At 72.7% G+C, this 23,935-nt stretch carries 29 protein-coding genes; 17 read left to right on the top strand and 12 right to left on the bottom strand.

The annotated features are described in order from the left end of the window. The first annotated feature begins 63 nt into the window (after positions 1 to 63). The 10 genes from BQ6202_RS08510 (at position 64) to BQ6202_RS08465 (ending at position 9,753) form a co-directional block, all read left to right on the top strand. Positions 64 to 789: a competence/damage-inducible protein A gene (locus BQ6202_RS08510; RefSeq protein ID WP_072314077.1), complete on the top strand. Its 726-nt coding sequence runs from the start codon at positions 64 to 66 to the stop codon at positions 787 to 789. Continuing rightward, the gene (locus BQ6202_RS08505; protein ID WP_072314076.1) at positions 786 to 3,386 is read left to right on the top strand and encodes an excinuclease ABC subunit UvrA; all 2,601 of its coding nucleotides are present in this window, start codon (positions 786 to 788) and stop codon (positions 3,384 to 3,386) included. The genes BQ6202_RS08510 and BQ6202_RS08505 overlap by 4 nt, the downstream gene beginning before the upstream one ends. Before the next feature lie 56 nt (positions 3,387 to 3,442). Then, the gene (locus BQ6202_RS08500; RefSeq protein ID WP_072314075.1) at positions 3,443 to 3,886 is read left to right on the top strand and encodes a hypothetical protein; all 444 of its coding nucleotides are present in this window, start codon (positions 3,443 to 3,445) and stop codon (positions 3,884 to 3,886) included. A gap of 7 nt (positions 3,887 to 3,893) precedes the next feature. Then, on the top strand, positions 3,894 to 4,181 hold the full coding sequence (locus BQ6202_RS08495) for a transcriptional regulator (protein ID WP_072314074.1): 288 nt from the start codon (positions 3,894 to 3,896) through the stop codon (positions 4,179 to 4,181). Positions 4,182 to 4,289: 108 nt separating this feature from the next. After that, positions 4,290 to 5,201 carry an ATP-binding cassette domain-containing protein gene (locus BQ6202_RS08490; RefSeq protein WP_072314073.1) on the top strand — a complete coding sequence of 304 codons (912 nt, stop codon included), beginning with the start codon at positions 4,290 to 4,292 and terminating at the stop codon, positions 5,199 to 5,201. Beyond that, the gene (locus BQ6202_RS08485; RefSeq protein WP_072314072.1) at positions 5,198 to 6,049 is read left to right on the top strand and encodes an ABC-2 transporter permease; all 852 of its coding nucleotides are present in this window, start codon (positions 5,198 to 5,200) and stop codon (positions 6,047 to 6,049) included. The genes BQ6202_RS08490 and BQ6202_RS08485 overlap by 4 nt, the downstream gene beginning before the upstream one ends. Before the next feature lie 11 nt (positions 6,050 to 6,060). Next, positions 6,061 to 7,317, top strand: a complete 1,257-nt coding sequence (locus BQ6202_RS08480; RefSeq protein ID WP_083587148.1) for a sensor histidine kinase — start codon at positions 6,061 to 6,063, stop codon at positions 7,315 to 7,317. Continuing rightward, positions 7,314 to 7,976: a response regulator gene (locus BQ6202_RS08475; RefSeq protein WP_072314071.1), complete on the top strand. Its 663-nt coding sequence runs from the start codon at positions 7,314 to 7,316 to the stop codon at positions 7,974 to 7,976. Before BQ6202_RS08480 ends, BQ6202_RS08475 begins: the two co-directional genes overlap by 4 nt. Further along, positions 7,976 to 9,244, top strand: coding sequence for an NAD(P)/FAD-dependent oxidoreductase (locus BQ6202_RS08470; RefSeq protein WP_072314070.1), 1,269 nt, complete (start codon positions 7,976 to 7,978; stop codon positions 9,242 to 9,244). The genes BQ6202_RS08475 and BQ6202_RS08470 overlap by 1 nt, the downstream gene beginning before the upstream one ends. A 56-nt stretch (positions 9,245 to 9,300) precedes the next feature. After that, a complete protein-coding gene (locus BQ6202_RS08465; RefSeq protein ID WP_072314069.1) occupies positions 9,301 to 9,753 on the top strand; it encodes a VOC family protein in 453 nt (150 codons plus the stop codon). A gap of 28 nt (positions 9,754 to 9,781) precedes the next feature. Here BQ6202_RS08465 and arfB read toward each other — a convergent pair whose 3' ends face one another. The 5 genes from arfB to BQ6202_RS08440 form a co-directional block, all read right to left on the bottom strand. After that, positions 9,782 to 10,222, bottom strand: coding sequence for an alternative ribosome rescue aminoacyl-tRNA hydrolase ArfB (gene arfB, locus BQ6202_RS08460; protein WP_072314068.1), 441 nt, complete (start codon positions 10,220 to 10,222; stop codon positions 9,782 to 9,784). Between the two features lie 46 nt (positions 10,223 to 10,268). Then, a complete protein-coding gene (locus tag BQ6202_RS08455) occupies positions 10,269 to 10,670 on the bottom strand; it encodes a barstar family protein (RefSeq protein ID WP_072314067.1) in 402 nt (133 codons plus the stop codon). After that, the gene (locus BQ6202_RS08450; RefSeq protein ID WP_072314066.1) at positions 10,667 to 11,131 is read right to left on the bottom strand and encodes a hypothetical protein; all 465 of its coding nucleotides are present in this window, start codon (positions 11,129 to 11,131) and stop codon (positions 10,667 to 10,669) included. The genes BQ6202_RS08455 and BQ6202_RS08450 overlap by 4 nt, the downstream gene beginning before the upstream one ends. 72 nt (positions 11,132 to 11,203) lie before the next feature. Next, on the bottom strand, positions 11,204 to 11,542 hold the full coding sequence (locus tag BQ6202_RS08445; protein ID WP_072314065.1) for a TraR/DksA family transcriptional regulator: 339 nt from the start codon (positions 11,540 to 11,542) through the stop codon (positions 11,204 to 11,206). Positions 11,543 to 11,602: 60 nt separating this feature from the next. Beyond that, entirely contained in the window at positions 11,603 to 11,929 is a 327-nt protein-coding gene (locus tag BQ6202_RS08440) for a YrhK family protein (protein ID WP_083587147.1), read from the bottom strand. Positions 11,930 to 12,019: 90 nt separating this feature from the next. On the opposite strand from BQ6202_RS08440, the gene BQ6202_RS08435 reads away from it, so the two are divergent. The 3 genes from BQ6202_RS08435 to BQ6202_RS08425 all read left to right on the top strand — a co-directional run bounded on the left by BQ6202_RS08435 (position 12,020) and on the right by BQ6202_RS08425 (position 14,957). Next, positions 12,020 to 12,862: a formate/nitrite transporter family protein gene (locus BQ6202_RS08435; RefSeq protein ID WP_072314064.1), complete on the top strand. Its 843-nt coding sequence runs from the start codon at positions 12,020 to 12,022 to the stop codon at positions 12,860 to 12,862. Positions 12,863 to 12,926: 64 nt separating this feature from the next. Next, a complete protein-coding gene (locus BQ6202_RS08430; RefSeq protein ID WP_072314063.1) occupies positions 12,927 to 14,591 on the top strand; it encodes an ABC-F family ATP-binding cassette domain-containing protein in 1,665 nt (554 codons plus the stop codon). 81 nt (positions 14,592 to 14,672) lie between these two features. Continuing rightward, on the top strand, positions 14,673 to 14,957 hold the full coding sequence (locus BQ6202_RS08425) for a DUF3072 domain-containing protein (RefSeq protein WP_072314062.1): 285 nt from the start codon (positions 14,673 to 14,675) through the stop codon (positions 14,955 to 14,957). Between the two features lie 34 nt (positions 14,958 to 14,991). Here the strand turns inward: BQ6202_RS08425 and BQ6202_RS08420 are convergent, their stop codons facing one another. The 5 genes from BQ6202_RS08420 to BQ6202_RS08400 are packed head-to-tail and all read right to left on the bottom strand — an operon-like array spanning position 14,992 to position 19,129. Beyond that, complete coding sequence (locus BQ6202_RS08420) at positions 14,992 to 15,306, bottom strand: biopolymer transporter Tol (protein ID WP_072314061.1); 315 nt, start codon at positions 15,304 to 15,306, stop codon at positions 14,992 to 14,994. 23 nt (positions 15,307 to 15,329) lie between these two features. Continuing rightward, positions 15,330 to 15,779, bottom strand: a complete 450-nt coding sequence (locus tag BQ6202_RS08415; RefSeq protein WP_083587146.1) for an Lrp/AsnC family transcriptional regulator — start codon at positions 15,777 to 15,779, stop codon at positions 15,330 to 15,332. Next, positions 15,776 to 17,116: an aspartate aminotransferase family protein gene (locus tag BQ6202_RS08410; RefSeq protein ID WP_072314060.1), complete on the bottom strand. Its 1,341-nt coding sequence runs from the start codon at positions 17,114 to 17,116 to the stop codon at positions 15,776 to 15,778. The genes BQ6202_RS08415 and BQ6202_RS08410 overlap by 4 nt, the downstream gene beginning before the upstream one ends. A 43-nt stretch (positions 17,117 to 17,159) precedes the next feature. Next, a complete protein-coding gene (locus BQ6202_RS08405) occupies positions 17,160 to 17,579 on the bottom strand; it encodes a universal stress protein (protein WP_072314059.1) in 420 nt (139 codons plus the stop codon). After that, on the bottom strand, positions 17,576 to 19,129 hold the full coding sequence (locus BQ6202_RS08400; protein WP_072314058.1) for an APC family permease: 1,554 nt from the start codon (positions 19,127 to 19,129) through the stop codon (positions 17,576 to 17,578). Before BQ6202_RS08400 ends, BQ6202_RS08405 begins: the two co-directional genes overlap by 4 nt. Positions 19,130 to 19,337: 208 nt before the next feature. Between BQ6202_RS08400 and BQ6202_RS08395 the strand changes: the two genes are divergently transcribed. Further along, positions 19,338 to 20,576 (top strand): saccharopine dehydrogenase family protein, encoded by a 1,239-nt coding sequence (locus tag BQ6202_RS08395; RefSeq protein WP_072314057.1) that lies wholly within the window; start codon positions 19,338 to 19,340, stop codon positions 20,574 to 20,576. 27 nt (positions 20,577 to 20,603) lie between these two features. Continuing rightward, a complete protein-coding gene (locus BQ6202_RS08390) occupies positions 20,604 to 21,155 on the top strand; it encodes a hypothetical protein (RefSeq protein ID WP_072314056.1) in 552 nt (183 codons plus the stop codon). Here BQ6202_RS08390 and BQ6202_RS08385 read toward each other — a convergent pair. Beyond that, positions 21,108 to 21,917 carry a YwaF family protein gene (locus BQ6202_RS08385; RefSeq protein ID WP_143143701.1) on the bottom strand — a complete coding sequence of 270 codons (810 nt, stop codon included), beginning with the start codon at positions 21,915 to 21,917 and terminating at the stop codon, positions 21,108 to 21,110. The two genes, BQ6202_RS08390 and BQ6202_RS08385, sit on opposite strands and share 48 nt — an antisense overlap. A gap of 63 nt (positions 21,918 to 21,980) precedes the next feature. On the opposite strand from BQ6202_RS08385, the gene BQ6202_RS08380 reads away from it, so the two are divergent. Both BQ6202_RS08380 and BQ6202_RS08375 read left to right on the top strand, forming a co-directional pair. After that, positions 21,981 to 22,424 (top strand): YdeI/OmpD-associated family protein, encoded by a 444-nt coding sequence (locus tag BQ6202_RS08380; protein WP_072314054.1) that lies wholly within the window; start codon positions 21,981 to 21,983, stop codon positions 22,422 to 22,424. An 88-nt stretch (positions 22,425 to 22,512) separates the two neighbouring features. Beyond that, positions 22,513 to 22,959 (top strand): SRPBCC family protein, encoded by a 447-nt coding sequence (locus BQ6202_RS08375; protein WP_072314053.1) that lies wholly within the window; start codon positions 22,513 to 22,515, stop codon positions 22,957 to 22,959. Between the two features lie 10 nt (positions 22,960 to 22,969). Here BQ6202_RS08375 and BQ6202_RS08370 read toward each other — a convergent pair whose 3' ends face one another. Further along, positions 22,970 to 23,854: a hypothetical protein gene (locus tag BQ6202_RS08370; protein WP_072314052.1), complete on the bottom strand. Its 885-nt coding sequence runs from the start codon at positions 23,852 to 23,854 to the stop codon at positions 22,970 to 22,972. Positions 23,855 to 23,935: the final 81 nt, after the last annotated feature.

The raw sequence follows: 23,935 nt of genomic DNA, 5'->3' as shown, positions 1-23,935 counted from the left end.
CCAGCACGTTCCGGTACAGCTCGGCGATTCGCTTCCCACAGGCGGGAGGGGCAGGCTGGAGCCATGACCAACCCGACCGCTGCCATGCTCGTGATCGGCGACGAGATCCTCTCCGGCCGCACGCGCGAGGCCAACGCCCACTACGCCGCCGGCCAGCTGGGGCGACTCGGCATCGACCTCCGCGAGATCCGCGTGGTGCCCGACGACCACGCGGTGATCGTCGATGCGCTCAACGCGCTGCGGGCCGCGCACACGCACGTGCTCACGTCCGGCGGCATCGGCCCGACGCACGACGACATCACGGCGGATGCGGTGGCTGGCGCCTTCGGGGTCGGGGTCGACGTGCGCGATGATGCGCGAGCGGCGCTGCAGGCCGCCGTCGGGACCGGCAGGGTGCTGACGCCCGAGCACCTGCGCATGGCGCGCATCCCGCACGGCGCCGACCTGATCGTCAACCCGATCAGCGGCGCACCGGGCTTCTCGATCGGCAACGTGCACGTCATGGCGGGCGTGCCGGCCATCTTCGTGGCCATGCTCGACGCGCTGCTGCCGACCCTCGAGGCGGGCCTGCCCGTGCGCTCGCGAGAGCTGCGGTTCGACGTCGGAGAGGGTCGCATCGCGGCGCCGCTGCGCGAGCTGGCGCTCGAGCTGCCCGACCTCAACATCGGCTCCTACCCGTTCCACGACGGGATGGTCTTCGGCACCAACATCGTCGTCCGCGGCACGGACGCCTCCCGCATCGACCAAGCGATCGAGCGCCTCGAGGCGACCCGCCGAGCCGTCGCGTGACGGCGCAGGAGCGAGACCTCGATCGCGTCCGCGTCCGCGGCGCGCGGGAGCACAACCTGCAGGGCGTCGACCTCGACATCCCGCGCGACGCGCTCGTCGCGTTCACCGGCGTCTCGGGCTCCGGCAAGAGCTCGCTGGCGTTCGGCACCATCTACGCCGAGTCGCAGCGGCGCTACTTCGAGTCGGTCGCGCCCTACGCCCGGCGCCTGATGCACCAGGTGGGCAGCCCCGACGTCGACGCCATCACTGGACTGCCCCCGGCAGTGGCGCTGCCGCAGCAGCGCTCCGGCGGCTCTGCCCGCTCGACCGTCGGCAGCGCGACCACCATCGCGAACGTCGTGCGCATGCTCTACTCGCGCGTCGGCACCTACCCCGAGGGTGCGCCGATGCTGCTCGCAGAGGACTTCTCGACGAACACCGTGCAGGGCGCGTGCCCCACCTGCCACGGCCTCGGCCGCGTGCACGACGTGCCGGAGCGGCTGATGGTGCCCGACGACTCCCTCACGATCCGCGAGGGCGCCCTGGCCGCCTGGCCGACCGCCTGGCACGGCAAGCAGCTGCGCGACAGCCTCATCTCGCTCGGCTACGACATCGACATCCCGTGGCGCGAGCTCACGCGCGAGCAGCGCGACTGGGCGCTGCACACGGACGAGTCGCCGCAGGTGCCGGTCTACACCGATCGCTCCCCGGCCGAGGTGCAGCGGGCGGTCGCCGAGGGCGTCGAGCCTCGCTACATGAGCACGTTCCTCGGCGTGCGGCGCTACGTGCTGTCCACCTTCGCGGGTTCGAAGAGCGCGCGGATGCGCGAGCGGGCGGCGTCCTTCATGGTCTCGATCGCCTGCCCGAGCTGTGGCGGCAAGCGGCTGAAGCCTGAGGCGCTCGCCGTCACCTTCGAGGGCAACGACATCGTCGAGCTCTCGGCGATGCCGCTCGATGACGTCGCGGCGCTGCTCGAGCAGGTGCTGAGCCCGGAGTGGGCGGCGGAGCATGAGGGAGGGGAAGGGCGCGCGGGCGCGCTCGCGCCCGAGCAGCTGCTCGCGGCGCGGCGCCTGGTCTCCGAGGCGCTCGCCCGCATCGCGCCCATCGTCGACCTCGGGCTCGGCTCGCTCTCGCTCGATCGCACGACCGGATCGCTCTCCTCCGGCGAGCTGCAGCGCATGCGGCTGGCGACGCAGGTGCTCTCGCAGCTGTTCGGCGTCGTCTTCGTGCTCGACGAGCCATCTGCGGGGCTGCACCCGGCCGACACCGAGCCGCTGCTGCGCATCCTCGCGCGCCTGCGCGACTCGGGCAGCACCGTCTACTTCGTCGAGCACTCGCTCGACGTCATCCGTGCTGCCGACTGGATCGTGGACATCGGGCCGGGCGCAGGAGCCCAGGGCGGGACGGTCGTCTACTCCGGTCCGCTCGACGGGCTGCGAGGCGCTGAGGCCTCGGTCACGCGGCGGTACCTCTTCGACGCACCGCCACCTGCGCGTAGCCCGCGCACCCCGCGCGAGGGCGACGGCCGGATCGAGCTGCAGGGCGTGACGCGGCACACCATCCGCGACCTCTCGGTGGCCTTCCCGCTCGGCGCGCTCACCGCGGTCACCGGGGTGTCGGGCTCCGGCAAGTCGACGCTCGTCGCCCAGGCGCTGCCCGAGCTGCTGCAGGCGAGCCTCGCGAGCGAGCTGGACGCCGACGAGGCGCGCGCCGACGAGGGCTCGACTGCGGCCGACGATCCGCTGGCGATCGCGACCGAGGCCTCGACCACTGGCAGCGCGCGCGGCCCCGGGGAGCGGCTGCGGCGCATCGTGCAGGTCAGCCAGCGACCCATCGGCCGCACCTCACGATCGAACGTCGCCACCTACACCGGGCTGTTCGACCGCATCCGCGCGCTCTTCGCCGCCACCCCGGAAGCGCGACGCCGCCGCTACTCGGCCAGCCGGTTCTCCTTCAACCTGCCGGCCGGCCGCTGCCCGACCTGCAAGGGGGAGGGGACGATGGAGGTCGAGCTGCTCTTCCTCCCGACGGTGCACGCGCCGTGCACCACCTGCGGGGGCAGCCGCTACAACCCCGAGACGCTCGAGGTCGAGCTCGACGGCAGGACCGTGGCGGATGTGCTGGCGATGAGCGTCGCGGATGCGCGCGAGTGGTTCGAGGACGACGACGTGCACCGCCACCTGGACGCGCTCCTGGATGTCGGCCTCGGCTACGTCGCGCTCGGGCAGCCCGCGACGGAGCTCTCGGGTGGCGAGGCGCAGCGCGTGAAGCTGGCCGCGGAGCTGCGCAGGGGGCAGCGTGGCGACACCCTCTACCTGCTCGACGAGCCGACCTCCGGCCTCCACCCCGCCGACGCGGATCGGCTCATGACGCACCTGCACCACCTCGTCGACGGCGGCAGCACGGTGATCATGGTCGAGCACGACATGCGCGTGGTGGCAGAAGCGGACTGGGTCGTCGACCTCGGCCCCGGATCCGGGGCGGCCGGGGGCACCGTGGTCGCGGAGGGGACGCCGGTGCAGGTCGCGGTCAGCTCGGCGAGCCGCACCGCTCCATACCTCGCTGCGGCGCTGCGGGAGGCCGGTTCCGGCGGCTCACCACGGCAGGCGGCGCGCTGACGTCGGTCTCGCTGCAACCAGTTGCACAATCTGCAAGTGGTGGGTACGGTGGGGCCATGGACGAGCGAACCGGCACCCCGAGGTCCACCCCCGACGCCATGACGGCGACCGAGGCGCAGCGCCTCCTCGCCTCGATGCCGCCGCGCCCGCGACGGCGACTCGGCGCCATCGACCACCTCAGCGCGCTCGCGACGATCGCGCTCTCCTTCGCCGCAGGGGCGCTCGCGCTCGCTGGCCACCCGTGGTGGGCGATCGTGCCGGGGCTCGGCGCGCTGGTCGTCTCCCACCACTGGGTGGCGCGGCGCCAGCGCCTCGCGAACGAGCCGCGGCTGCGGGCGGCCGCGATGGTCACCGTCGTGTTCACCGTGTGGATGGTCATCCCGATCTGGCGAGGCATCACCCGAGGCGAGGTCATCCCGTTCCCGGAGGCGCTGCTCTTCGCAGGCCTCGCACCGCTCGCGTGGCTCGCCTACTACCTCGTCCTGCTCATCCGCCGCTGAGTCTCCGATGCCCTTCCAGGAGCTCGACGCGCACCTCGTCGCACCCAAGCGCTTCGTCACGCTCGCTCACCTGCAGCAGGTCGAGCAGGCCGACTACCCCGGGCTGCAGGAGGCGACGGGCCTCTCGACCCCGGATCTGTCCAAGATCATCCGTGACCTCGAGGAGCGCGGGCTCGTCGCCGTCACCAAGGAGCGCCGCACCCGCTACGGCACGACGCTGGTGCGACTCACCCCGGAGGGCCGTGCCACCTTCGCGGCTCTGCTCGCGACGCTCAACCGCATCGCCGGCCGATGATGCGGTCCGGATGCGCGGCGCGCCGTCGTACCCAGGTACCAGGGCGCGGTCGCACGGTTCCACCCCCGGGCTGACGCGCTCGCGCGGCGTGCGCGCCAGGCTGGATGCATGATCACAGCAGAGCACCTCACGAAGCGCTATGGCGCGAAGGTCGCGGTCGACGACGTCGGGTTCGAGGTCCGCCCGGGCCTCGTCACCGGCTTCCTCGGCCCGAACGGCGCCGGCAAGTCCACCACGATGCGCATGATCGTCGGCCTCGACCGGCCCGACCAGGGATCCGTCACCGTCTCCGGCGTGCCCTACCGCGAGCTGCGCTCGCCGCTGTCGGAGGTCGGGGCGCTCCTCGACGCGAAGGCGTGGCACCCCGGCCGCACGGCGGAGCGGCACCTGCTCGGCATGGCCGCCACCCACGGCATCGGCAAGGCCCGCGTGCGGGAGGTGCTCGAGCAGACAGGGCTGGAGGCTGTGGCGCGCAAGCGCGTCGGCGGCTTCTCGCTCGGCATGGGCCAGCGACTCGGCATCGCCGCGGCGCTGCTCGGCGACCCGCACACGCTGATCCTCGACGAGCCGGTCAACGGGCTCGACCCCGAGGGCGTCGCCTGGGTGCGCCGCCTGCTGCGCACGCTCGCGGGGGAGGGGCGCGCCGTGCTCCTCTCGTCGCACCTCATGAGCGAGATGGCGCAGGTCGCCGACCGCGTCGTGGTGCTCGGCCGCGGGCGAGTGCTCGCCGACCAGTCGATCGACGAGATGCTCACGCAGCGCGGCACGCAGCACGTGCACGTGCGCGGCTCCGGCGTCGACCGCCTGCCGCAGCTGCTCGCCGGCCCCGACGTCACCGTCACCCAGGTCGCCCCCGACGCCGTCGACGTCTCCGGCCTCCCCGCACCGCGCATCGCCGAGATCGCGGTCGCGAACGGCATCGGCCTCGAAGAGCTCGCGCCGCGCAGGGCGACGCTCGAGGAGCGCTACATGGATCTCACCAACGACGCAGTCGAGTACCGGACGGAGGCGCTCCGATGACCACCACCACCAGCGCGGCAGAGGCCGAGTCCCGCCGCGCCACCTTCCGCCCCTCGCAGCACCGCGTCACCTTCGCGGGCGTCCTGCGCTCGGAGTGGGTGAAGCTCACGAGCGTCCGCTCGATCGGCTGGGCCATCGCCATCGCGGTCGTCATCACCGCCGGCCTCGGCGCGCTCGCGGGCCTCGCGACGCTGGCGACGGCTCCGGAGGGCGCGATCGAGCAGGGCGCCTTCGCCGACATGCCGGTCGCGGCGCTCGGCACCGCCGGCCTCCTCGTCTCGCAGCTCGTCTTCGCCGTGCTGGGCGTCATCGCCATCACCGGCGAGTACGGCAGCGGGCAGATCCGCTCGAGCCTCACCGCGGTGCCTCGGCGGCTCCCCGTGCTCGGCGCCAAGGCGCTCGTGCTCGGCCTCATCGCCTTCGTGGCCAGCGGCATCGCGCTCGCGATCGGCATGGCCTCGACGATCGGTGTCGCGCTCGCCTTCGGCCTCGAGCTGGACGCGATGGACATCGGCCTCGACGCGCCCTTCGCGATCCTCGGCGGAGCCACCTACCTCGCGCTGCTGACGGTCTTCTCGCTCGCCATCGGCGCGCTCGTCCGCTCGGGCGCCGGCGCCATCGCCATCGCGCTCGGCGTGCTGCTGGTGCTGCCGACCGTCGTCGGCCTGGTCCCCTTCGAGTTCGTGCAGGAGGCCTCGCCCTACCTGCTGCCGAACGCGGGCCTCACGATGTCGCTGCCGGGCGCGGAGCCGGGTGAGGACTTCTGGCGGGCGCTCGCCGTCACCGCCGCCTGGCCCGCGGTCGCGCTGCTCGGCGCCGCCGCCGCGATGCTGCGCCGCGACGCGTAGGCTCAGCCCACGTGAGCACGACCCACGAGGCCTCCCGCGATCCCGCGGGGGGCCTCGTGCGCATGCCGCGACCGCCCGGGGTGCTCCGGCGCTTCGGCCTCGCGCATCCGCGCCTCGTCGACTGGCTGCTGGCGATCTGCCCGCAGCTCCCGGCCATCGCGGTCGGCGCGGTGCTCGCGATCGGCGCCGCGCTCGACGCCTGGGAGCCCCCGCTGCTCGGCGAGGGGCTCGGCATGATCGCCGTCGCGATCGCCGCCGGCGCGGCGCTGCTCTGGCGCCGACGCCTGCCGCTGCTCGTCAGCGTCGTCTGCGCACTGCTCTCGAGCGTGCCCTTCGAGGCCTCGGCCGGGGCAGCGCTCGCGCTCTACGTCGCGCTGTTCTCCGTCGGCGCGCACGCGCGGGCGCTGCGGGCGTGGCTCGCCGTCGCCATCGCCGCGGTCTGCTCCGTGATCGCGACCGCCGTGCTGCCGGCGCTCGAGCCCGCGATGGTCGGCCCACTGGTGTCGGTGAACCTGCTCGCGATCTCGTCCTACGCCGTGGCGGTGCTGCTCGGCATCTCGGCGCGAGCCCGACGCTCCTACGTCGACCAGCTGATCGCCCGCGCGTCCGACCTCGACCGCGACCGCGACCAGCGGGCGCGCCTCGCGGTCGCCGCCGAGCGCGCTCGCATCGCTCGCGAGATGCACGACGTCGTCAGCCACGGGCTGACGGTGATGGTGACGCTCGCGGAGGGCTCAGCCGCGCAGGCCGCGCGCGACCCGGAGCGCGCGAGCGCCACCATGCGCAGCGTCGCCGACACCGGGCGCTCGTCGCTCACCGAGATGCGACGCCTGCTCGGGGTGCTGCGCGAGCCCGGCGATGATCCCGCGCTCGCGCCGCAGCCCGCGTCGGGCGACCTGCACGCGCTGGTGGCCTCGTTCCGCGACGCGGGCATGCCCGTGAGCCTCGCGACCTCGGGGACGGCCATCGACGACCAGCCGCTCGCGCTGACGGTGCATCGCATCGCGCAGGAGGCGCTCACGAACGTGCTGCGCCACGCGTCGGATGCGCGGCAGGTCGACGTGCACGTGCGGCACGAGGGCGGCACGGTGCGGCTCGAGGTGCTCGACGACGGCTCGGGCGCCCCCGCGACGACCATGGGCGCCGGGCGCGGCATCATCGGCATCCGGGAGCGCGCCGCGATGTTCGACGGCCTCGTCGACGCCGGCCCGCGGGCGCCGCGTGGATGGCGCGTCGCCGTCACCCTCAGCGAGACTGGAGCTCCATGACCATCCGCATCGCCATCGTCGACGACCAGTCGCTCGTGCGCCTCGGGTTCCGCATGGTCCTCGAGGCGGAGGAGGGCGTCGCGGTGGTCGCGGAGGCGTCCGACGGTGCCGAGGCCGTGGCGCTCGCGGCGCGGGGCGGCATCGACATCGTGCTGATGGACGTGCGGATGCCCGGCCTCGACGGCATCGCCGCGACCGAGCGCATCAGTGCCGCGGGCCCGCTGCCGAAGGTGCTGGTCCTCACGACCTTCGACCTCGACGAGTACGCCTACGCGGCCCTGCGCGCCGGCGCGAGCGGGTTCCTGCTGAAGGACGCGCGACCCGCAGAGCTCCTCGCCGCGATCCGCGCCGTGCACGCGGGAGACGCGGCGCTCGCGCCGACGGTCACCCGGCGGATGCTCGAGCGCTTCGCATCGAGCGCGCCGGCCGCAGGCGAGGCCGAGCGCGACGAGGCGGCGCTCGCCGTGCTGACGCCGCGCGAGCGCGAGTTCCTGGTCGCGATCGCGGAGGGCGACTCGAACGACGAGCTCGCGGCGCGCTTCGTGCTCTCCGAGTCGACGGTGAAGACCCACGTCGGCCGGCTGCTGCGCAAGCTCGGCGCGCGCGACCGCGTGCAGCTCGTCATCCTCGCCTACGAGCTCGGGCTGGTGGGGCGCTGATGGATGCCGACGTCATCGTCGTCGGGGCGGGCCTCGCCGGCCTCCGCGCGGCCGGCCTCCTCGAGCGACGCGGGCACAGCGTGATCGTGCTCGAGGCAGCGGATGCGGTGGGCGGCAGGATCCGAACGGACACCGTCGACGGCTTCCGCCTCGACCGCGGCTTCCAGGTGCTCAACCCCGCGTATCCCGCGGTGCGTCGCGCGGTCGACCTCGAGGCGCTCGACCTCCAGCGCTTCACCGTGGGCGCGATCGTGCGCAGGGGAGCCCGCGTCACGCGCCTCGCGCATCCGCTGCGGCACCCGAGCCTCGCCCTCGCGACGCTCGTGAGCGATGCGACCCCGGCATCCGACCTCGTCGCGCTCGCACGTTGGGCCGGGCCCACGCTCCTGCGGCCGAGCGTCGCCTCGCGCGCCGCGAGCGACGAGGCGCTGCATGCCTCGTTCGACCGCGTGGGGCTGACGGGCCGACTGCGGCGCGACGTGCTCGACACCTTCCTCGCCGGAGTGCTCGCCGACGACTCGGGCGGCGCCTCGGCCAACTACGTGCGGCTGCTGCTGCGCTCCTTCGCGCTGGGCGCGCCCGGGCTTCCGGCACGCGGCATGCAGGCGTTCCCCGAGCAGCTGGCCGCGACGCTCCGCGCGCCCGTTCGGCTGCGCACGTCGGCACGCGAGCTGCGCGAGCGACGCGATGCCGTGGCGGTGGAGACCGACGCCGGCCAGCTGACCGCGCGGGCAGCGGTGGTCGCCGTCGGGCCGCAGCACGTCGCGCAGCTCACGGCGTCGACGACGCCCGAGACGACGCCCACGACGCACGGGCTGACGACCTGGTGGTTCCGCGCGACGGGGGAGCCGCGCACCGGCCGATTCCTCGTGCTCGACGCCTCTGCCGAGGGAGGTGGGCCGCGCGGTCCGATCGTCAACACCTCGGCGATCTCGCAGGTCGCGCCCAGCTATGCACCGCCCGGGCAGCACCTCGTGCACGCGACGACGCTGCTCAGCCGGCCCGACGGTATGGCGACCGAGGCCGAGGTGCGGCGCGACCTCGCCCGCATCTACGCGACCCCGACCCACCGGTGGGAGGTGCTCGCGCACCACGTCATCCCGCACGCCGTGCCGGCGCAGCCGCCGGGCCCGATCGACCGGGGGCCCGAGTGGCGGGGCCAGCGGGTGCTGGTCACCGGCGACCACCGCGAGACCGCGTCGATCCAGGGCGCGCTCGTCGCGGGGGCACGGGCGGCGGATGCGGTGGTCGCGCGCTTCGGCGGGTGACGCGGGCAGCACGAGCGGCCTCGACTGCGCGGGGCGCGGGCACTAGCGTGACGCCCATGGCCATCACGCTCGAGAACGTCGGCATCGCGGTCGACGACCTGGAGGCCGCCGTGGCCTTCTTCACCGACCTCGGCCTCGCCGAGATCGGTCGCGACACCGTCAGCGGCGAGTGGACCGACACCGCAGTCGGGCTCGACGGCAACCACGCGAAGATCGCGATGCTGCAGACCCCCGACGGGCACGGCCGGATCGAGCTGTTCGAGTATCTCCACCCAGCGGCGATCCCCACGCAGCCGACGCTGCCGAACGAGATCGGCATGCACCGCGTGGCCTTCTCGGTCGACGACCTCGACGCGGCGCTCGCGATCGCGGCGACGCACGGCTGCCATCCGCTGCGCGGCGTCGCGAACTACCGGGACGTCTACCTGCTCACCTACCTGCGCGGCCCGAGCGGGATCATCGTGATGCTCGCGCAGGAGCTGCAAGGCTCGGAGCCTTCGGACGGCTGAGGCGCCGAACGCCCGAGCCCGGGCGCGGTCAATCGTGCGGCGGCGGACGCCGGTTGCGCTTCGTCTCGCCGCGCTCGCGCTTCGCGGTGAGCCGTCGACGCTGCGCGCCGCGGGTGGGCCGCGTCGCTCGTCGCTGCCTGCTCGGGGCGACAGCATCGCGCAGCAGCGCGGCGAGCCGGCGACGCGCGGCCATCCGGTTGTCGAGCTGCGAGCGGTGCTCGGAGGCGCTGAGCGTCAGCACGGTGCCCGTCAGGCGCGCCGCGAGGCGAGTGAGCGCCCGCTCGCGCTGTGCGTCGTCGAGCGCGCTCGTGGTCGCGAGGTCCAGGCTCAGCTGCACGCGCGAATCCGCGGTGTTGACGCCCTGACCGCCGGGGCCGGACGATCGGGAGAACTGCTCGAGGAGCTCGGCCGCCGGCACCCGCAGGCCCTGCGGCGCGCCGGGCGCCGGGGGCACGTGCAGATCGTCCATCCCACGAGTGTGGCGCACTCGGCGGACGGGGTGGAGCGACCCGAGCTCAGCGGAGCTCGAGCGCGATCGCCGGGTGCTCGGCGAAGACCTCGAGCACGAGCTCGAAGTAGGTGGTGCCGGTGCCCGACTCGAGCGCCTCGAGGTCAGCGCGGATGCGCGCCCGGTCGAAGCGGCCGGTCGGGTCGAGCTTCGCCTGCAGCCACCGGCGGGTCTCGTCGACGCCGAGCGCGGCGCGGCTGTGCGCGCTGTCCTCCCAGACCAGCGTGACCGGCTCGCGGTCGAAGCGGTGGAGCACGTCGTGGAGACCGTCGAGGCTCGGGCCGAGCTCCCACTCCTCGTCTGCCATGAGCAGGGTGTTCAGCTGAGCGTAGAGGTCGGCGATGCCGTGCACGGCTGCGCCGTCGATCCGCAGCTCGCTCGCCGGTGGCTCGAGGCTCGCGGAGCTCACTGCATCGAGCCGACGACGCCCATGATCAGCACGAGCACCGCGACGGCGGCATAGATGAAGGCCCAGTACTGCATCGGGATGAAGAAGAGCGTGTGGCCGTTGCGCGAGCGTCGCGCGGCCTGGAGCTCGCTCTCGAGGAGCGCCTCGCTCTGCGCTTCGGCCTCGGCCATCGACGCGGGCGGCGGCTGACCCGGGCCCATCATGAAGCGGCCAGAGGCCACGAGCTCGGCCAGCTGGTTCGCGCGCGGCTCGTACCACGCGTCGATCTTGCGCTGCGGGACCGTCACGTTCAGCGCCTGACCCGTGAACCAGGTGGCTCCGGCCGCGCTCGCGAGGCCGAGCGCGATCGAGAAGGGCAGCATCGCCTCCTCGACGAGCGTGCTCGCGAGACCGGCGAACAGCATCATCGCCAGCGCACCGTAGACGAACGCCAACACACCCCAGCCACGCCAGATCACCATGGGTCCATCCCACCACGGCTCAGCGCCCGCACGGTGCACCCGGCATGGGGAGAACTGCCCAGCCGCGCCTGGTCAGCGAGCGCAGTCGATGCAGGTGGTCGCGTCGGGGCGCGCCTCGAGGCGCTCGGGCGAGATGGGCCCGCCGCAGACGCTGCAGACGGTGGCCTGGCCGGATGCGAGCCGCGCGGCGGCCGCGTCGACGGCGGCGAGCGCATCGAGCTGCGTGCGCCGGAGCCCCTCCAGGCGCGACCACTCGGAGGAGAGCGAGACGCCGTCGGGATCGTGCTCGTCATCGTCGTGCAGTCGCTCGCGCATTCTGCGCAGCTCGGCGAGCTCCTGCTCGAGCGACGCGAGCTGCTCCACGACCTCGAGCCGCCGCGCTGCGATCTGCGTGGCTCGGGAGGCCGTCATCCCGCCAGCGTAGCGCTGCCACGGCGACCGGGTCCGTGGCGGTGGGCGTTGGAGGCGAGGTCAGTAATCGCCGCCGCGGTCCGAGCGATCCCGCTCGGGCCCGAACCGCTTGAGGTGGAAGCGGCGCGAGAGGCGGATGACCGGTCGCAGCAGGAACTGCGCGCTGCCGACGACGAAGAACCAGGTGCCCACGCCCGAGGTCGACTCCGAGAGGAACAGGACGCTGCCCACGACGAACAGGATCCCGATCAGCACGTCGTTCAGGATGCTGAGCGTCTCGTAGCGGTCTCGGATGACGATCTCGTCGTTGCCGGAGAGCGGGATCTCGACATCGTTCGCGCCCATGTCCTCGCGTCCGCCTCCTTCGGGCTGCTTCGTGGGGGACATGCCTCGATCGTCGCAGGCGAGCCTGGCCGCCGGGTGGCAGTCGTCGGACCCGCTGCCCGACACCCAGCGCCGCATCCGTACGCTGTGCCCATGGACGAGGGCGAGCAGCGGCGCAAGCTCGGCGACAGCGATCTCGACATCGAGGATGCGCTGCTCGACGAAGCGGTCATGACCGTGGTGAAGGGCTCCGAGCGGCTGAACCGCAAGTGGCCGGAGCTGATCGTCACCGGCTTCTTCGGCGGCGTCGACGTCGGCCTCGGCATCCTGGCGATGGTGCTCGTCAAGCAGGCGACCGACTCCGACATCCTCGCGGGCATGGCGTTCGGCGTCGGGCTGCTCGCGCTCAAGCTCGCGCACTCCGAGCTCTTCACCGAGGAGTTCCTGCTGCCCCTCAACGCGGTGATCGCCGGGCAGGGCACGTGGATGCAGATCCTGCGCCTGTGGGGAGTGACGCTCATCACCAACCTGCTCGGCGGCCTCGGCTTCATGGCGATCGTCGTCGTCGGCCTGCCCGGCTACCACCAGACGATGATCGACTCCGCGCTCGCCTACATGGATCAGCCGTCGCTGCCGGTGATGATCGCGCTCGCCCTGCTCGCGGGCGCGACCATCACGCTCTCCACGCGGATGCAGCAGGGCACGTCCAACGACGTCGTGACGGCGATCACGTGCATGATCTCTGGCCTGCTCGTGATCGGCTTCGGCATGCTGCACGGGGCGCTGAACGCGATCGTCATCTTCGGCGCGATGCTCGCAGGAGCGCCCATCGCGCTCGGCGACCTCGCCCTGTGGTTCGTCATCGTCATCCCGTGCAACATGCTCGGCGGGCTGCTCATCATCGCGCTGCCCCGCGTCGTGCGCACGCTGCGGGTGCTGCGCGGCATCCGCGCGGGCACCGTCCCGCTCGAGTCCTCGGAGGAGCAGGGCAGCTGAGCCGCGCGCTGCCGCAGCGTGCCGAGGGGCGGGCGCACCCGCGAGCTGCTGAGAGGATCGTGGGATGACCGCAACACTCGTCGCGCAGGGCCTCGCCGGTGGGCACGGTCACCGCACGCTCTTCGACTCCCTCGACCTCACCGTCGCGCCCGGCGACGTCGTCGGCGTCGTGGGTGCGAACGGCGCGGGCAAGTCGACCCTGCTGCGCATCCTCGCCGGCATCGACGAGCCGCAGGCCGGCACGGTCGCGCTCGCGCCCGCCGACGCCTTCATCGGCTGGCTGCCGCAGGAGCACGAGCGTGTCGAGGGGGAGAGCGTCGTCGACTACATCGGCCGCCGCACCGGATGCGCAGCCGCGACGCGCGAGATGGACGCGGCAGCCGAGGCGCTCGCCGACCCCGCGCTCGCGGCGACCGGTGCCGACCCGGCCGATGCCTACGCATCCGCCCTCGAGCGCTGGCTGGCGAGCGGCGCCGCCGACCTCGACGAGCGGATCCCGATCGTGCTCGCCGAGCTCGGCCTCGCCTTCGACGGCGAGCCCATCGAGCGCGTGCCGATGACTGCGCTCTCCGGCGGCCAGGCGGCGCGGGTCGGGCTGGCCGCGCTGCTGCTCTCGCGGTTCGACATCGTGCTGCTCGACGAGCCCACGAACGACCTCGACCTCGACGGGCTCGAGCGGCTCGAGTCGTTCGTGCAGGGGCTGCGCGGCGGCGTCGTGCTCGTGAGCCACGACCGCGAGTTCCTCGCCCGCTGCGTGACGCGGGTGCTCGAGCTCGACCTCGCGCAGAGCTCGAACCGCGTCTACGGCGGCGGCTACGACGCCTACCTGGAGGAGCGGGCGACGATCCGCCGCCACGCGCGCGAGCAGTACGACGAGTTCGCCGACAAGAAGGCCGACCTCGTCGCCCGCGCCCGCACCCAGCGCGAGTGGTCGAGCCAGGGCGTGCGGAACGCCATGAAGAAGGCGCCCGACAACGACAAGATCCGCCGCAAGGCATCCACCGAGTCGAGCGAGAAGCAGGCGCAGAAGGTGCGGCAGATGGAGAGCCGCATCGCGCGGCTCGACGAGGTCGAGGAGCCGCGCAAGGAGTGGCAGCTCGAGTTCACGATCGGCGCGGCACCCCGCTCGAGCTCGGTCGTCGCGACGCTGAGCGGCGCCGTCGTGCGGCAGGGGTCCTTCTCGCTCGGGCCGGTCTCGCTGCAGGTGAGCGCGGGCGAGCGGATCGGCATCACCGGGCCCAACGGCGCTGGCAAGTCGACGCTGCTGCGGGCGCTGCTCGGGAGGCAGGAGCCGGACGAGGGCAGTGCGAGCATGGGCGCGAGCGTCGCGATCGGCGAGATCGATCAGGCTCGCTCGCTGCTGACGGGCGAGCAGCCGCTCGCGGCGGCGTTCGAGGCGCTCGTGCCGGAGATGGCCTCTGGTGAGGTGCGCACGCTGCTCGCCAAGTTCGGGCTGCGCGCCGACCACGTCGGGCGCCCGACCGGCGAGCTGTCGCCCGGTGAGCGCACCCGGGCGGCGCTCGCGCTGCTGCAGGCGCGGGGTGTCAACGTGCTCGTGCTCGACGAGCCGACCAACCACCTCGACCTGGCGGCGATCGAGCAGCTCGAGCAGGCCCTCGAGGGCTACGACGGCACGCTGCTGCTCGTCACGCACGACCGGCGGATGCTCGACACGGTCCGCGTCGACCGCCGCTGGCACGTCGAAGGCGGCATGGTCATCGAGCGCTGACGCCGCTGAGCGGGCGTCCGGGCGGGGCGGCTAGGGTTCCGGCACGGGCGCGATCCACGCGACCGCCGGAGGAGGAACACCATGGCTGCAGCGACGATCCCCGAGCCCCACGACGCATCCGCCGACGCCGGCGAGACGATCGGGGCGACGCCGGGCGCCGCCGATCCCTCGGTCGAGAAGGACCCGGCCGACTGGGTGAGCGGCGATGACCCGATGACCGGAGCCCAGCGGTCCTACCTGGACACGCTCGCTCGCGAGGCCGGCGAAGAGCTCCCCGCGAGCCTCACGAAGGCCGAGGCCTCGCAGCACATCGAGCGGCTGCAGGGCGGCCGCGACGACGCTGCTGGGACCGGCGCGCAGGCCTGATCGGCGCTTGACCTCCGCGGGCAGGAGGCCGGCCTCAGCGGGCGGGCGGGGGTGCGAGGTCGTCCAGGGCCGCGAGGCGGTCGGCCGCGCGACCGGAGCGCTCGTCGAGCGTCAGCTCCCACCAGAGGTCGCCCCGCTCGCCGAGGCCCTCCTTCGCGAGCTGGACGCGGTCGCGCGCGGCCTCGCGCGCCGCTTCGTCGCCGGCGTTCCGCACCGCGGAGCGCGCCCGGCCCAGGTGCGAGCGCAGCCGGGCCGCAGCATCCGCGTCGAGCGTCGGGTCCTCTGCGCGCCACCGCCGCCCGTCGACGATGATCCACCTGCCGTCGTCTGTGCGCTCGGGTGCTGCCATGGCTCGATGATGCCTGAGTGCGCTCAGCGCACGCCCCAGGCATACGACTGCTTCTGCAGCTTCAGGTACATGAGCGTGTCGGTCTCGCGCACGCCCTCGATCGCGCGGATGCGCCCGGAGACGAGCTCGAGCAGGTGGCTGTCGCTCTCGCAGACCACCTCTGCCAGCAGGTCGTAGCTGCCCGCCGTGATGACGACGTAGTCGACCTCCGGCAAGGCAGCGAGCGCCTCGGCGACCGGCTCGAGCGCCCCCGAGGCGCGCACGCCGATCATCGCCTGGCGGGCGAAGCCGAGCTGGGTCGGATCGGTGACGGCGACGACCTGCATGACCCCCGCATCCGTCAACCGCATCACGCGGTTGCGCACGGCGGTCTCGCTGAGCCCCACGGCGTCGGCGATCGCCGCGTAGGAGGCGCGCCCGTCGCGCTGCAGCTCGGCGATGATTGCCTTGTCGATGCCGTCGGGCTCGGTCACAGACGGGCCCAGGCGTCGGTCAGCACCCCGCGCAGGATCTGCTCCATCTCGTCGAAGTGCGTCTGGTCGCAGATCAGCGGCGGCGAGAGCTGGATGACGGGGTCGCCGCGGTCGTCGGCCCGGCAGTAGAGCCCGGCGTCGAACAGCGCATCCGACAGGAAGCCGCGCAGCAGGCGCTCGCTCTCGTCCTCGTCGAAGGTCTCGCGGGTGGTCTTGTCCTTCACGAGCTCGATGCCGTAGAAGTAGCCGTCGCCGCGCACATCGCCGACGATCGGCAGATCGGTGAGCCGCTCGAGCGTCGAGCGGAAGGCGCCCTCGTTCGCTCGCACGTGCTCGAGCACCTGCTCGCGCTCGAAGATCTCGAGGTTCGCCAGGCCCACCGCGGTCGCCACCGGGTGCCCGCCGAAGGTGTAGCCGTGCGCGAACATCGCCCCCGGCTCGGCGAAGGGCTCGTAGAGCCGGTCGCTCGCGATCATCGCGCCCAGCGGCGCGTAGCCGGAGGTCAGCCCCTTCGCGCACGTGATGATGTCGGGCTGGTACCCGTAGCGCTCGGCGCCGAACATCGTGCCGAGCCGGCCGAAGGCGCAGATCACCTCGTCCGAGACGAGCAGCACGTCGTGCTCGTCGCAGATCTCGCGCACCCGCTCGAAGTAGCCGGGCGGCGGGGGGAAGCAGCCGCCCGCGTTCTGCACCGGCTCGAGGAACACCGCGGCGACGGTCTCCGGACCCTCCTGCTCGATCGCGATCGCGATCTGGTCGGCCGCCCAGCGGCCGAACGCCTCGGGGTCGTCGCGGTGCACCGGCGCGCGATAGATGTTGGTGTTCGGCACCCGGAAGGTCGAGGGCACGAGTGGCTCGAACTGCTGCTTGAGCGGCGGCAGCCCCGTGATCGAGAGGGCGCCGTGCGTGGTGCCGTGATAGGCGATGGCGCGGCTGATCACCTTGTGCTTGAGGGGCTTGCCGACGAGCTTGAAGTAGTTCTTCGCGAGCTTCCAGGCGCTCTCGACGGCCTCGCCGCCGCCGCTCGTGAAGAAGACGCGGTTCAGGTCCCCGGGCGCCAGCGCTGCCAGCTTGTCGGCGAGCGCGAGCGCGCTCGGATGGGCGTAGGACCAGATCGGGAAGAACGCCAGCGTGCGCGCCTGCTCGGCCGCGACCTCTGCGAGGTCGGCGCGGCCGTGGCCGAGCTGGTTCACGAAGAGCCCGGCGAGCCCGTCCAGGTAGCGCTTGCCGCGGTCGTCGAACACGTAGGCTCCCTCGCCGCGCACCATCACCGGTGCGCGCTCGGCGCCCGCCATGCGGCTGAAGTGCAGCCAGAGGTGGTCGGCGGATGCGCTCATGTCGTTCGTCCTCGTCGTCGGTGTCGTCAGGTGGTCGGGTCGGTCACTCGCCGGGCGCCGGCACGCACAGCACCGGCCACCGGCTCAGGTGCAGCAGCTTGTGGGGCGTCGCGCCGAGGATGGCGCCGCGGAGGGGGCTCTCGCCCCAGGTGCCCACGACGATGATGCTCGCATCGCGCGCCTCGGCCTGCTCGAGCAGAGCGTCGACGGGCTTCGCGGCGACCTCCGCCACGACGGCGTCGACCCCCGCGGCGCGGGCCGCGTCGAGGCCGCGACCGAGGGCCGCGCGCCCGAGCTGCGCCAGCGCATCCGCGTGGCTGCGCTGCTCTTCGCCGAGGCTCGAGGGCGGCGCCGTGCCGTGCACGATCACCAGCTGCTTGCCGTACTTCTGCGCCAGGTCGATCGCGACGGCGAGGGCCGACCTCGCGCCGGGGGACTCGTCGTAGCCGAGGATGATGCTCACCGCTTCGCTCCTTCGTCGGGGACGGTCGTGGTCGAGACCTTCGGCAGCGCACCGGTCTGGAAGCGGATGATGTCCTGCTCGGCGGTGCTCGGCCGCTCCTCCCAGAAGCGTCGATCCCGGAAGTACCAGACGGTCATCAGCACGACGCCGGTGAGGAAGATGCCGATGCCGATCACGAGCGGCGGGCCGAGGCCGAACCACGAGGTCTCGCTGTAGGAGTTCTCGGGGTTGCCGTAGTCGATGATCGCGGCGACGAGCAGCGCGATGAGCATCAGCGAGCCGACGACCGGCCCGACGCCGATGAGCACGAAGTTCTTGACGCTCGCGGTGAGCCGCTTGCGGAAGTAGATCGCGCACGCGATGCCCGTCAGCGCGTAGTAGAACGCGATGAGCAGGCCGAGCGCGGTGAGGGTGTCCCACAGCGCCGTCTCGCTCAGGATGCCGACGACGAGGTAGTAGGCGATCGCGATGCCCGCGACCCACCAGGTCGAGACGTCCGGCGTGCGGAAGCGCGGGTGGATGCGGCCGAACATCGCCGGGAGCGCCTTGCGCCGCGCCATGCTGAGGCCGGTTCGGGAGGCGGGGATGATCGTCGTCTGCGTCGAGGCGATCGCCGAGGTCGCGACCGACAGCATCACGACCCACGCCCACGGGCCCATCGTGTCGCTGGCGATCACCTGGAAGATCGCGTCCTCCTCGTCGGCCGTCTCGGCGAGGAACGAGGTGCCCGCGAGCGCCACGACCGCGATCGTGACCGAGAGGTAGGTGACCAGCAGCACGATCGTCGACCAGATCGCCGCCTTGCCCGGCGCCTGGGAGGAGTCCGTGGTCTCCTCGGTGAGGTTGACCGCCGACTCCCAGCCCCAGTACGCGAACACGCCCAGGAGCAGGCCGGCGGTCACGCCCGTCCAGCCGCCCCCGAAGGGGTTCAGCCACTCCCACGAGGGCGTGATCGAGTCGTAGGCCGAGCTGTTCGAGAAGACCTGCCAGAGCGCGACGACCGCGAAGACGAGCAGCGAGACGACCTGGAAGACGATCAGCACGTTCTGGACGCGGGCCGAGACCTCGGTGCCCCACACGCAGATCGCCGTCATCAGGATGATGAGCAGCACCGTCAGCACGCGGATGAGCACGGGGTCGTAGGCGAGATCCTCGAGCCCGAAGGTGAGCAGCGAGTAGCGCACCCCGACCTCGGCGAGCGAGCCGACGATGAGCACGCCGGTCATCGTGATCGCCCAGCCGCCGATCCAGCCGAACCACGGGCCCATCGCGCGGGTGACCCACGAGAAGGTGGTGCCGCAGTCCTGGTCGACGGTGTTGAGGTAGTAGAAGGCCGAGGCGATCAGGAGCATCGGCACGAACGCCAGGAGCATGACGCCGGGCGCGTGCACGCCGGTGTAGAGCACGAGCCCGCCGATGATCGCGGCGATCGTGTAGGCCGGGGAGGTCGAGGCGAGGCCGATGACGAGGGCGTCGAAGAAGCCGATCGCGTTCGCCTTGAGCTGCGGGCCGCCGTCGGGAGCGGCGGTCGTGGTGGGATCGTGGGACACGAGCGCTCCTCCTGGTGCTGCCGGCCGACGAAGGCCCGCGACGAGTGATTCGACGGATTCGTGCGTCAAGCTCGGCTTGCAGCGATGCATCCGTCGCCGTTGGTGCCGAAGCCTATAGATTCCGCTGTCGCTGCGCTAGAGTCTGGCACTGCCAGGGTCGGCGGTGTGCGCGACTCGCGCCCGCGACGCTGGCCCCGAGAGGAGCATCATGCGGATCCTGCTGGTCGGTGCCGGTGGCGTCGGAGGGGCGTTCGCCGCGATCGCGGCCCGCCGCGACTTCTACGAGGCGATCGTGATCGCCGACTACGACGAGGCCCGCGCCCAGCGCGCCGCCGACGTCGACGCGCGCTTCACCGCTGCGCGAGTGGACGCATCCGACCCCGACTCGGTCGCGGCGCTCTGCCGCGAGCACGGCATCACGCACGTGATGAACGCCGTCGACCCGCGCTTCGTCATGCCGATCTTCGACGGCGCGCTCGCGGCCGGCGCCGACTACCTCGACATGGCGATGAGCCTGTCGACGCGGCACCCGGAGGAGCCCTACGCCAAGGTGGGCGTGAAGCTCGGCGACGAGCAGTTCGCGAAGGCGGGCGACTGGGAGTCGGCGGGCCGCCTCGCGCTCGTCGGCATGGGCGTCGAGCCGGGCCTGTCGAACGTGCTGGCGCGCTATGCCGCCGACGAGCTGTTCGACCACATCGACGAGCTCGGAACGCGCGACGGCGCGAACCTCGCCGTGCACGACGACGAGGGCAACGAGATCTTCGCGCCGTCGTTCTCGATCTGGACGACGATCGAGGAGTGCCTCAACCCGCCGGTGATCTGGGAGCGCTCCCGCGCTGCCGTCGACGGCGGCTGGTACACCACCGAGGCCTTCAGCGAGCCCGAGGTCTTCGACTTCCCGGAGGGGATCGGCCCGGTCGAGTGCGTCAACGTCGAGCACGAGGAGGTGCTGCTCATGCCGCGCTGGCTCGACTGCGAGCGCGTCACCTTCAAGTACGGGCTGGGCACCGAGTTCATCGGCGTGCTGCAGACGCTCCACACGCTCGGCCTCGACCGCACCGAGAAGGTGCGCGTCGGCGGCGTCGAGGTCTCCCCGCGCGACGTGGTCGCTGCGTGCCTGCCCGACCCGGCGACGATCGGCCCCGTGATGACGGGCAAGACCTGTGCTGGCGTCTGGGTGCGCGGCACCGGCAAGGACGGCGCGCAGCGCTCGACCTACCTCTACCACGTGGTCGACAACGCCTGGTCGATGGAGGAGTACGGCCACCAGTGCGTGGTGTGGCAGACGGCCATCAACCCGGTCATCGCCCTCGAGCTGCTCGCGACGGGCGTCTGGTCGGGCGCCGGCGTGCTCGGGCCCGAGGCGCTGCCGCCGAAGCCGTTCCTCGACATGCTCGGCGAGTACGGCAGCCCGTGGGGTCAGATGGAGGTCGCCTCGGCGGCATAGCATTCGGGCATCGACCGAGGGGCGACGATGCTGACCGACTTCCTGCGCGACCACGCGACCGCGATCGCGCTGTTCGGCGTCATGACCATGGCGTGGCTCGGTTGGGCGCAGGAGGATCCGCCCGCCTCATGGCGATGGCGCCTTGGCGCTGCCTCCGGGCTCGGCGTGCTGCTCGCGGTGCCCTTCGTGCTCGCGGTGATCGGCAGCTGGCGCACGCCCAGCTCGCTCGACGAGGGGCTCGGCGGCCACATCGCGATCGTCGCGATCGAGGTCGTGCTGATCGCGGGCGGCGCGATCGTGCTGGCGGTCCGGGGAGGGGCGCGCTGGATCGCATGGTGGGTGGCGATGGTCGTCGCGCTGCACTTCATCCCGCTCGCGGTGGTCTTCGGGGATGCGGCCTACGCGATCCTCGGGGTGCTCCAGGCCGCCGCGCTCCTGGTCGCGCTGCCGCGCATCCGTCGTGCGACGCATTCGTCGAGCCGGCTGACGGGGCCGATCATGGGTGGCAGCTTCCTGGCGTTCGCCGTCGTCTCAGCCGTCGTGTTCGTGGTGCGGCACGGTCTGCCGTGGGCGGTCTGAGGCGAGCGGCTTGCGCCGCACGATGCCGAGGCGGTCGTCGATGGGGGCGGATGCGATGGCTCGCCTGGTCGTCCACGGCCAGGTCATGAGCGCCCACACCGAGGCGACGAGCACCGCCTCCCAGGCGATGTAGATCGGCCACGGCCCGAGCACGTCGAGCAGCGTCGGCCCCTCCGGCGCGGCGTTGAGGTAGCCGTAGTTGGCGCCGATCGCGCGGTTCGCGACGAGCGCGAGCCCCGCCCAGCCGACCGCGAGCGCGAAGGCGGTGCCGTAGCCGAACCAGGTCGGTCGGTAGCCGAGGCCCCACACGAGCACGACGGGGGCGACCATGACCGTGATGTGCAGGATCCAGTACATCGCCGAGTCGAGCCAGGGCACGCCGAAGGCGTACGTGAGGTCAGGCGTCAGCATGGACTGGAGGTTGAGCGTCAAGCCCCAGAAGTAGCTGACCGCGATCGCCCAGCCCGAGCGTCGGATCAGCGCCACCGCGGTGATGACGCGGAGCGCGTCGGAGAAGTGGAAGGGCAGCGACTCGTCGACGTCGTAGTTGTGCGGGAGCATCCCCCACGCCGTCCACAGCACCGTCACCGCGAGGAGGGCCCAGCCGACCGCGCTCAGCCAGCGCTCGACGCGCCGCACGTCACGTGCTCGGCGGATCAGCAGCGGCAGCACGACGATGAGCGCGATGGTCAGCGCCAGCGCTGCGAGGTGCTCGACGCTGTACGGCTCCATGCGCCCGACCGCTGCTGCAGCTTGGAGCATCCTTGCAGTCTAGGCACGTTTCGGCGGGTCGTGCCGCGCGGACGCTGTCGTAGGCTCGCCCACATGAGCGAGCTGCGCATCCGCACCACCATCGTCGAGCCGGCACCCGCCGCCCGCATCCTCCTCACCGAGGAGCAGGTGGCATCGCTCGGCGGTGCGCGCAACGCACCCGTGACGGTCACGATCGGCGAGCGCACCGCGCGCCTGCGCATCGGGCAGATGGGCGGGCAGAGCATGATCGGCCTGAGCAAGGCGGCGCGCGCCGAGCTGGGCGTCGAGCACGGCGACGAGGTGGAGGCGATCATCGCGCTCGACACGGCGGAGCGGACGGTCGTGCTGGCGCCGGAGCTCGAGGCGGCGCTCGCGGCAGACGAGCGGGCGAGGGCCGCCTTCGACGCGCTCGCCCCCTCGAAGCGCAAGGAGATGGCGCGCTCGATCGCCGAGGCGAAGGCGGAGGAGACGCGGCAGCGCCGCCTCCAGAAGGCGCTCGAGCAGCTGCGCGGCTGACGGGCGCGCCTCGCGATCACCGAGCTCCGAGCGCAGCGGGCGCGCGACCACCGTGGCGCCGCGCGAGCCGGTGCGGTTGGATCGACCCATGAGCACCAGCGAAACCCGAGTCGTGCAGGCCAGCCGAGTGATCGCGGCGCCCGCGGCGACGATCTTCGAGCACATCGCAGACCCGGCGCGGCAGCCGGCCTGGGACGGCAACGACAACCTCGGTGAGGCGGCCGGCGATCAGCGCGTGCTGGCGGTCGGCGACGTCTTCGCGATGACGCTCACGAAGGGTGCCGTGCGCGAGAACCACGTGGTCGAGTTCGAGGAGGGACGGCGCATCGCGTGGAAGCCGGCCGTCGAGGGCGGGCAGCCGATCGGGCACCTGTGGCGCTGGGAGCTCGAGCCCGAGGGCGACGGCACGCGCGTGACCCACACCTACGACTGGAGCGAGCTGCACGACGAGAGCCGGCTCGAGCGCGCTCGCTCGACGCGCGCTGAGAACCTGCGGGCATCCATCGACCGGCTCGCGGCGCTGCTCGAGGGGTGACGCCCGCGCGTCACCGGTTGATGGTGTCGCCGCTCCAGCTCAGGTCGGCGTCGGCGGCCACCTCGAAGGCTTCGAAGGCCGGGTCGGCGAGGACCTCGGCGATGAGCGCGGCGGGACCGCCGACGATCGTGGAGTCCCAGTCGATCTCGGTGGCGACGATCCATGCGCGATCGGCCGACCAGACGAGCTGCGGCGATGGATCGCCGTCGAAGCGCGGGTCCCAGCCGATGCCCGCACCGTACCCCCAATCGGGATCGGCGAGCTCCGTCAGCGCCGCCGCGAGCAGCACGTAGTCCCGGCCGGGGAGGTGGAGGAGGGGTCCGCGCTCGCGCGCCCGCAGGAACGCAGGGGAGAACGCGGGGGCGCCGCCCGCCCGCTCCTGTCGGCGGAGCTGTGCCGCGACGACGGGCTCGACGGCAGCAGCGGCGGCATCGCCGTCCTCCGGCACGAGCCATCCGTAGGTCGCCGGCGTGCCCCAGCCGCTCCAGACCCCGATCGTGACGTCGTCGGGCTCCGCCGTGTGCGTCCGCAGGCTCGAGGTGAGCCTGGCCATGAGCGCCGGATCGAACCAGCCGTCCCGGCTCTGCTCGGCGCCCCAGCCGTCGGCGAAGTCGAGCGCTCGCTCCTCGTCGGTGATGCGCTGCCACTGCACGAGCGGATGCATCGTCTTGCCGTTGCGCCTGGCGAGCTCGCGCCACGGCCACTGCGCCTCCTCCGCGACGGGGTGCTGGCCCCACGCGTCGGTCGTGGTGAGATCGAGGCGGCGCGCACCGACGGGGTGCAGCAGCCGTGCGTACCGCTCGAAGCCGGTGCCCGCTGCGCCGGCGACCGTCGCCCAGGCGCCGAGCCGATCGCGCAGCCACGCGCCGCGGTCGACGTCGTCCGTGAGGTGCATCGCGTCAGGCTACCTGTGCACGGCTTGCGCGCGATCTGGCGGGCGAGGGGTAGCATGGTGCGCAGGCGTCAGCTCGCCGGT

The sequence above is a fragment of the Agrococcus sp. Marseille-P2731 genome, assembly GCF_900117395.1.
GTDB lineage: Bacteria > Actinomycetota > Actinomycetes > Actinomycetales > Microbacteriaceae > Agrococcus.
Note: the sequence above shows the minus strand (reverse complement) of the source record. Positions and strands in the feature narration are given on the sequence as shown.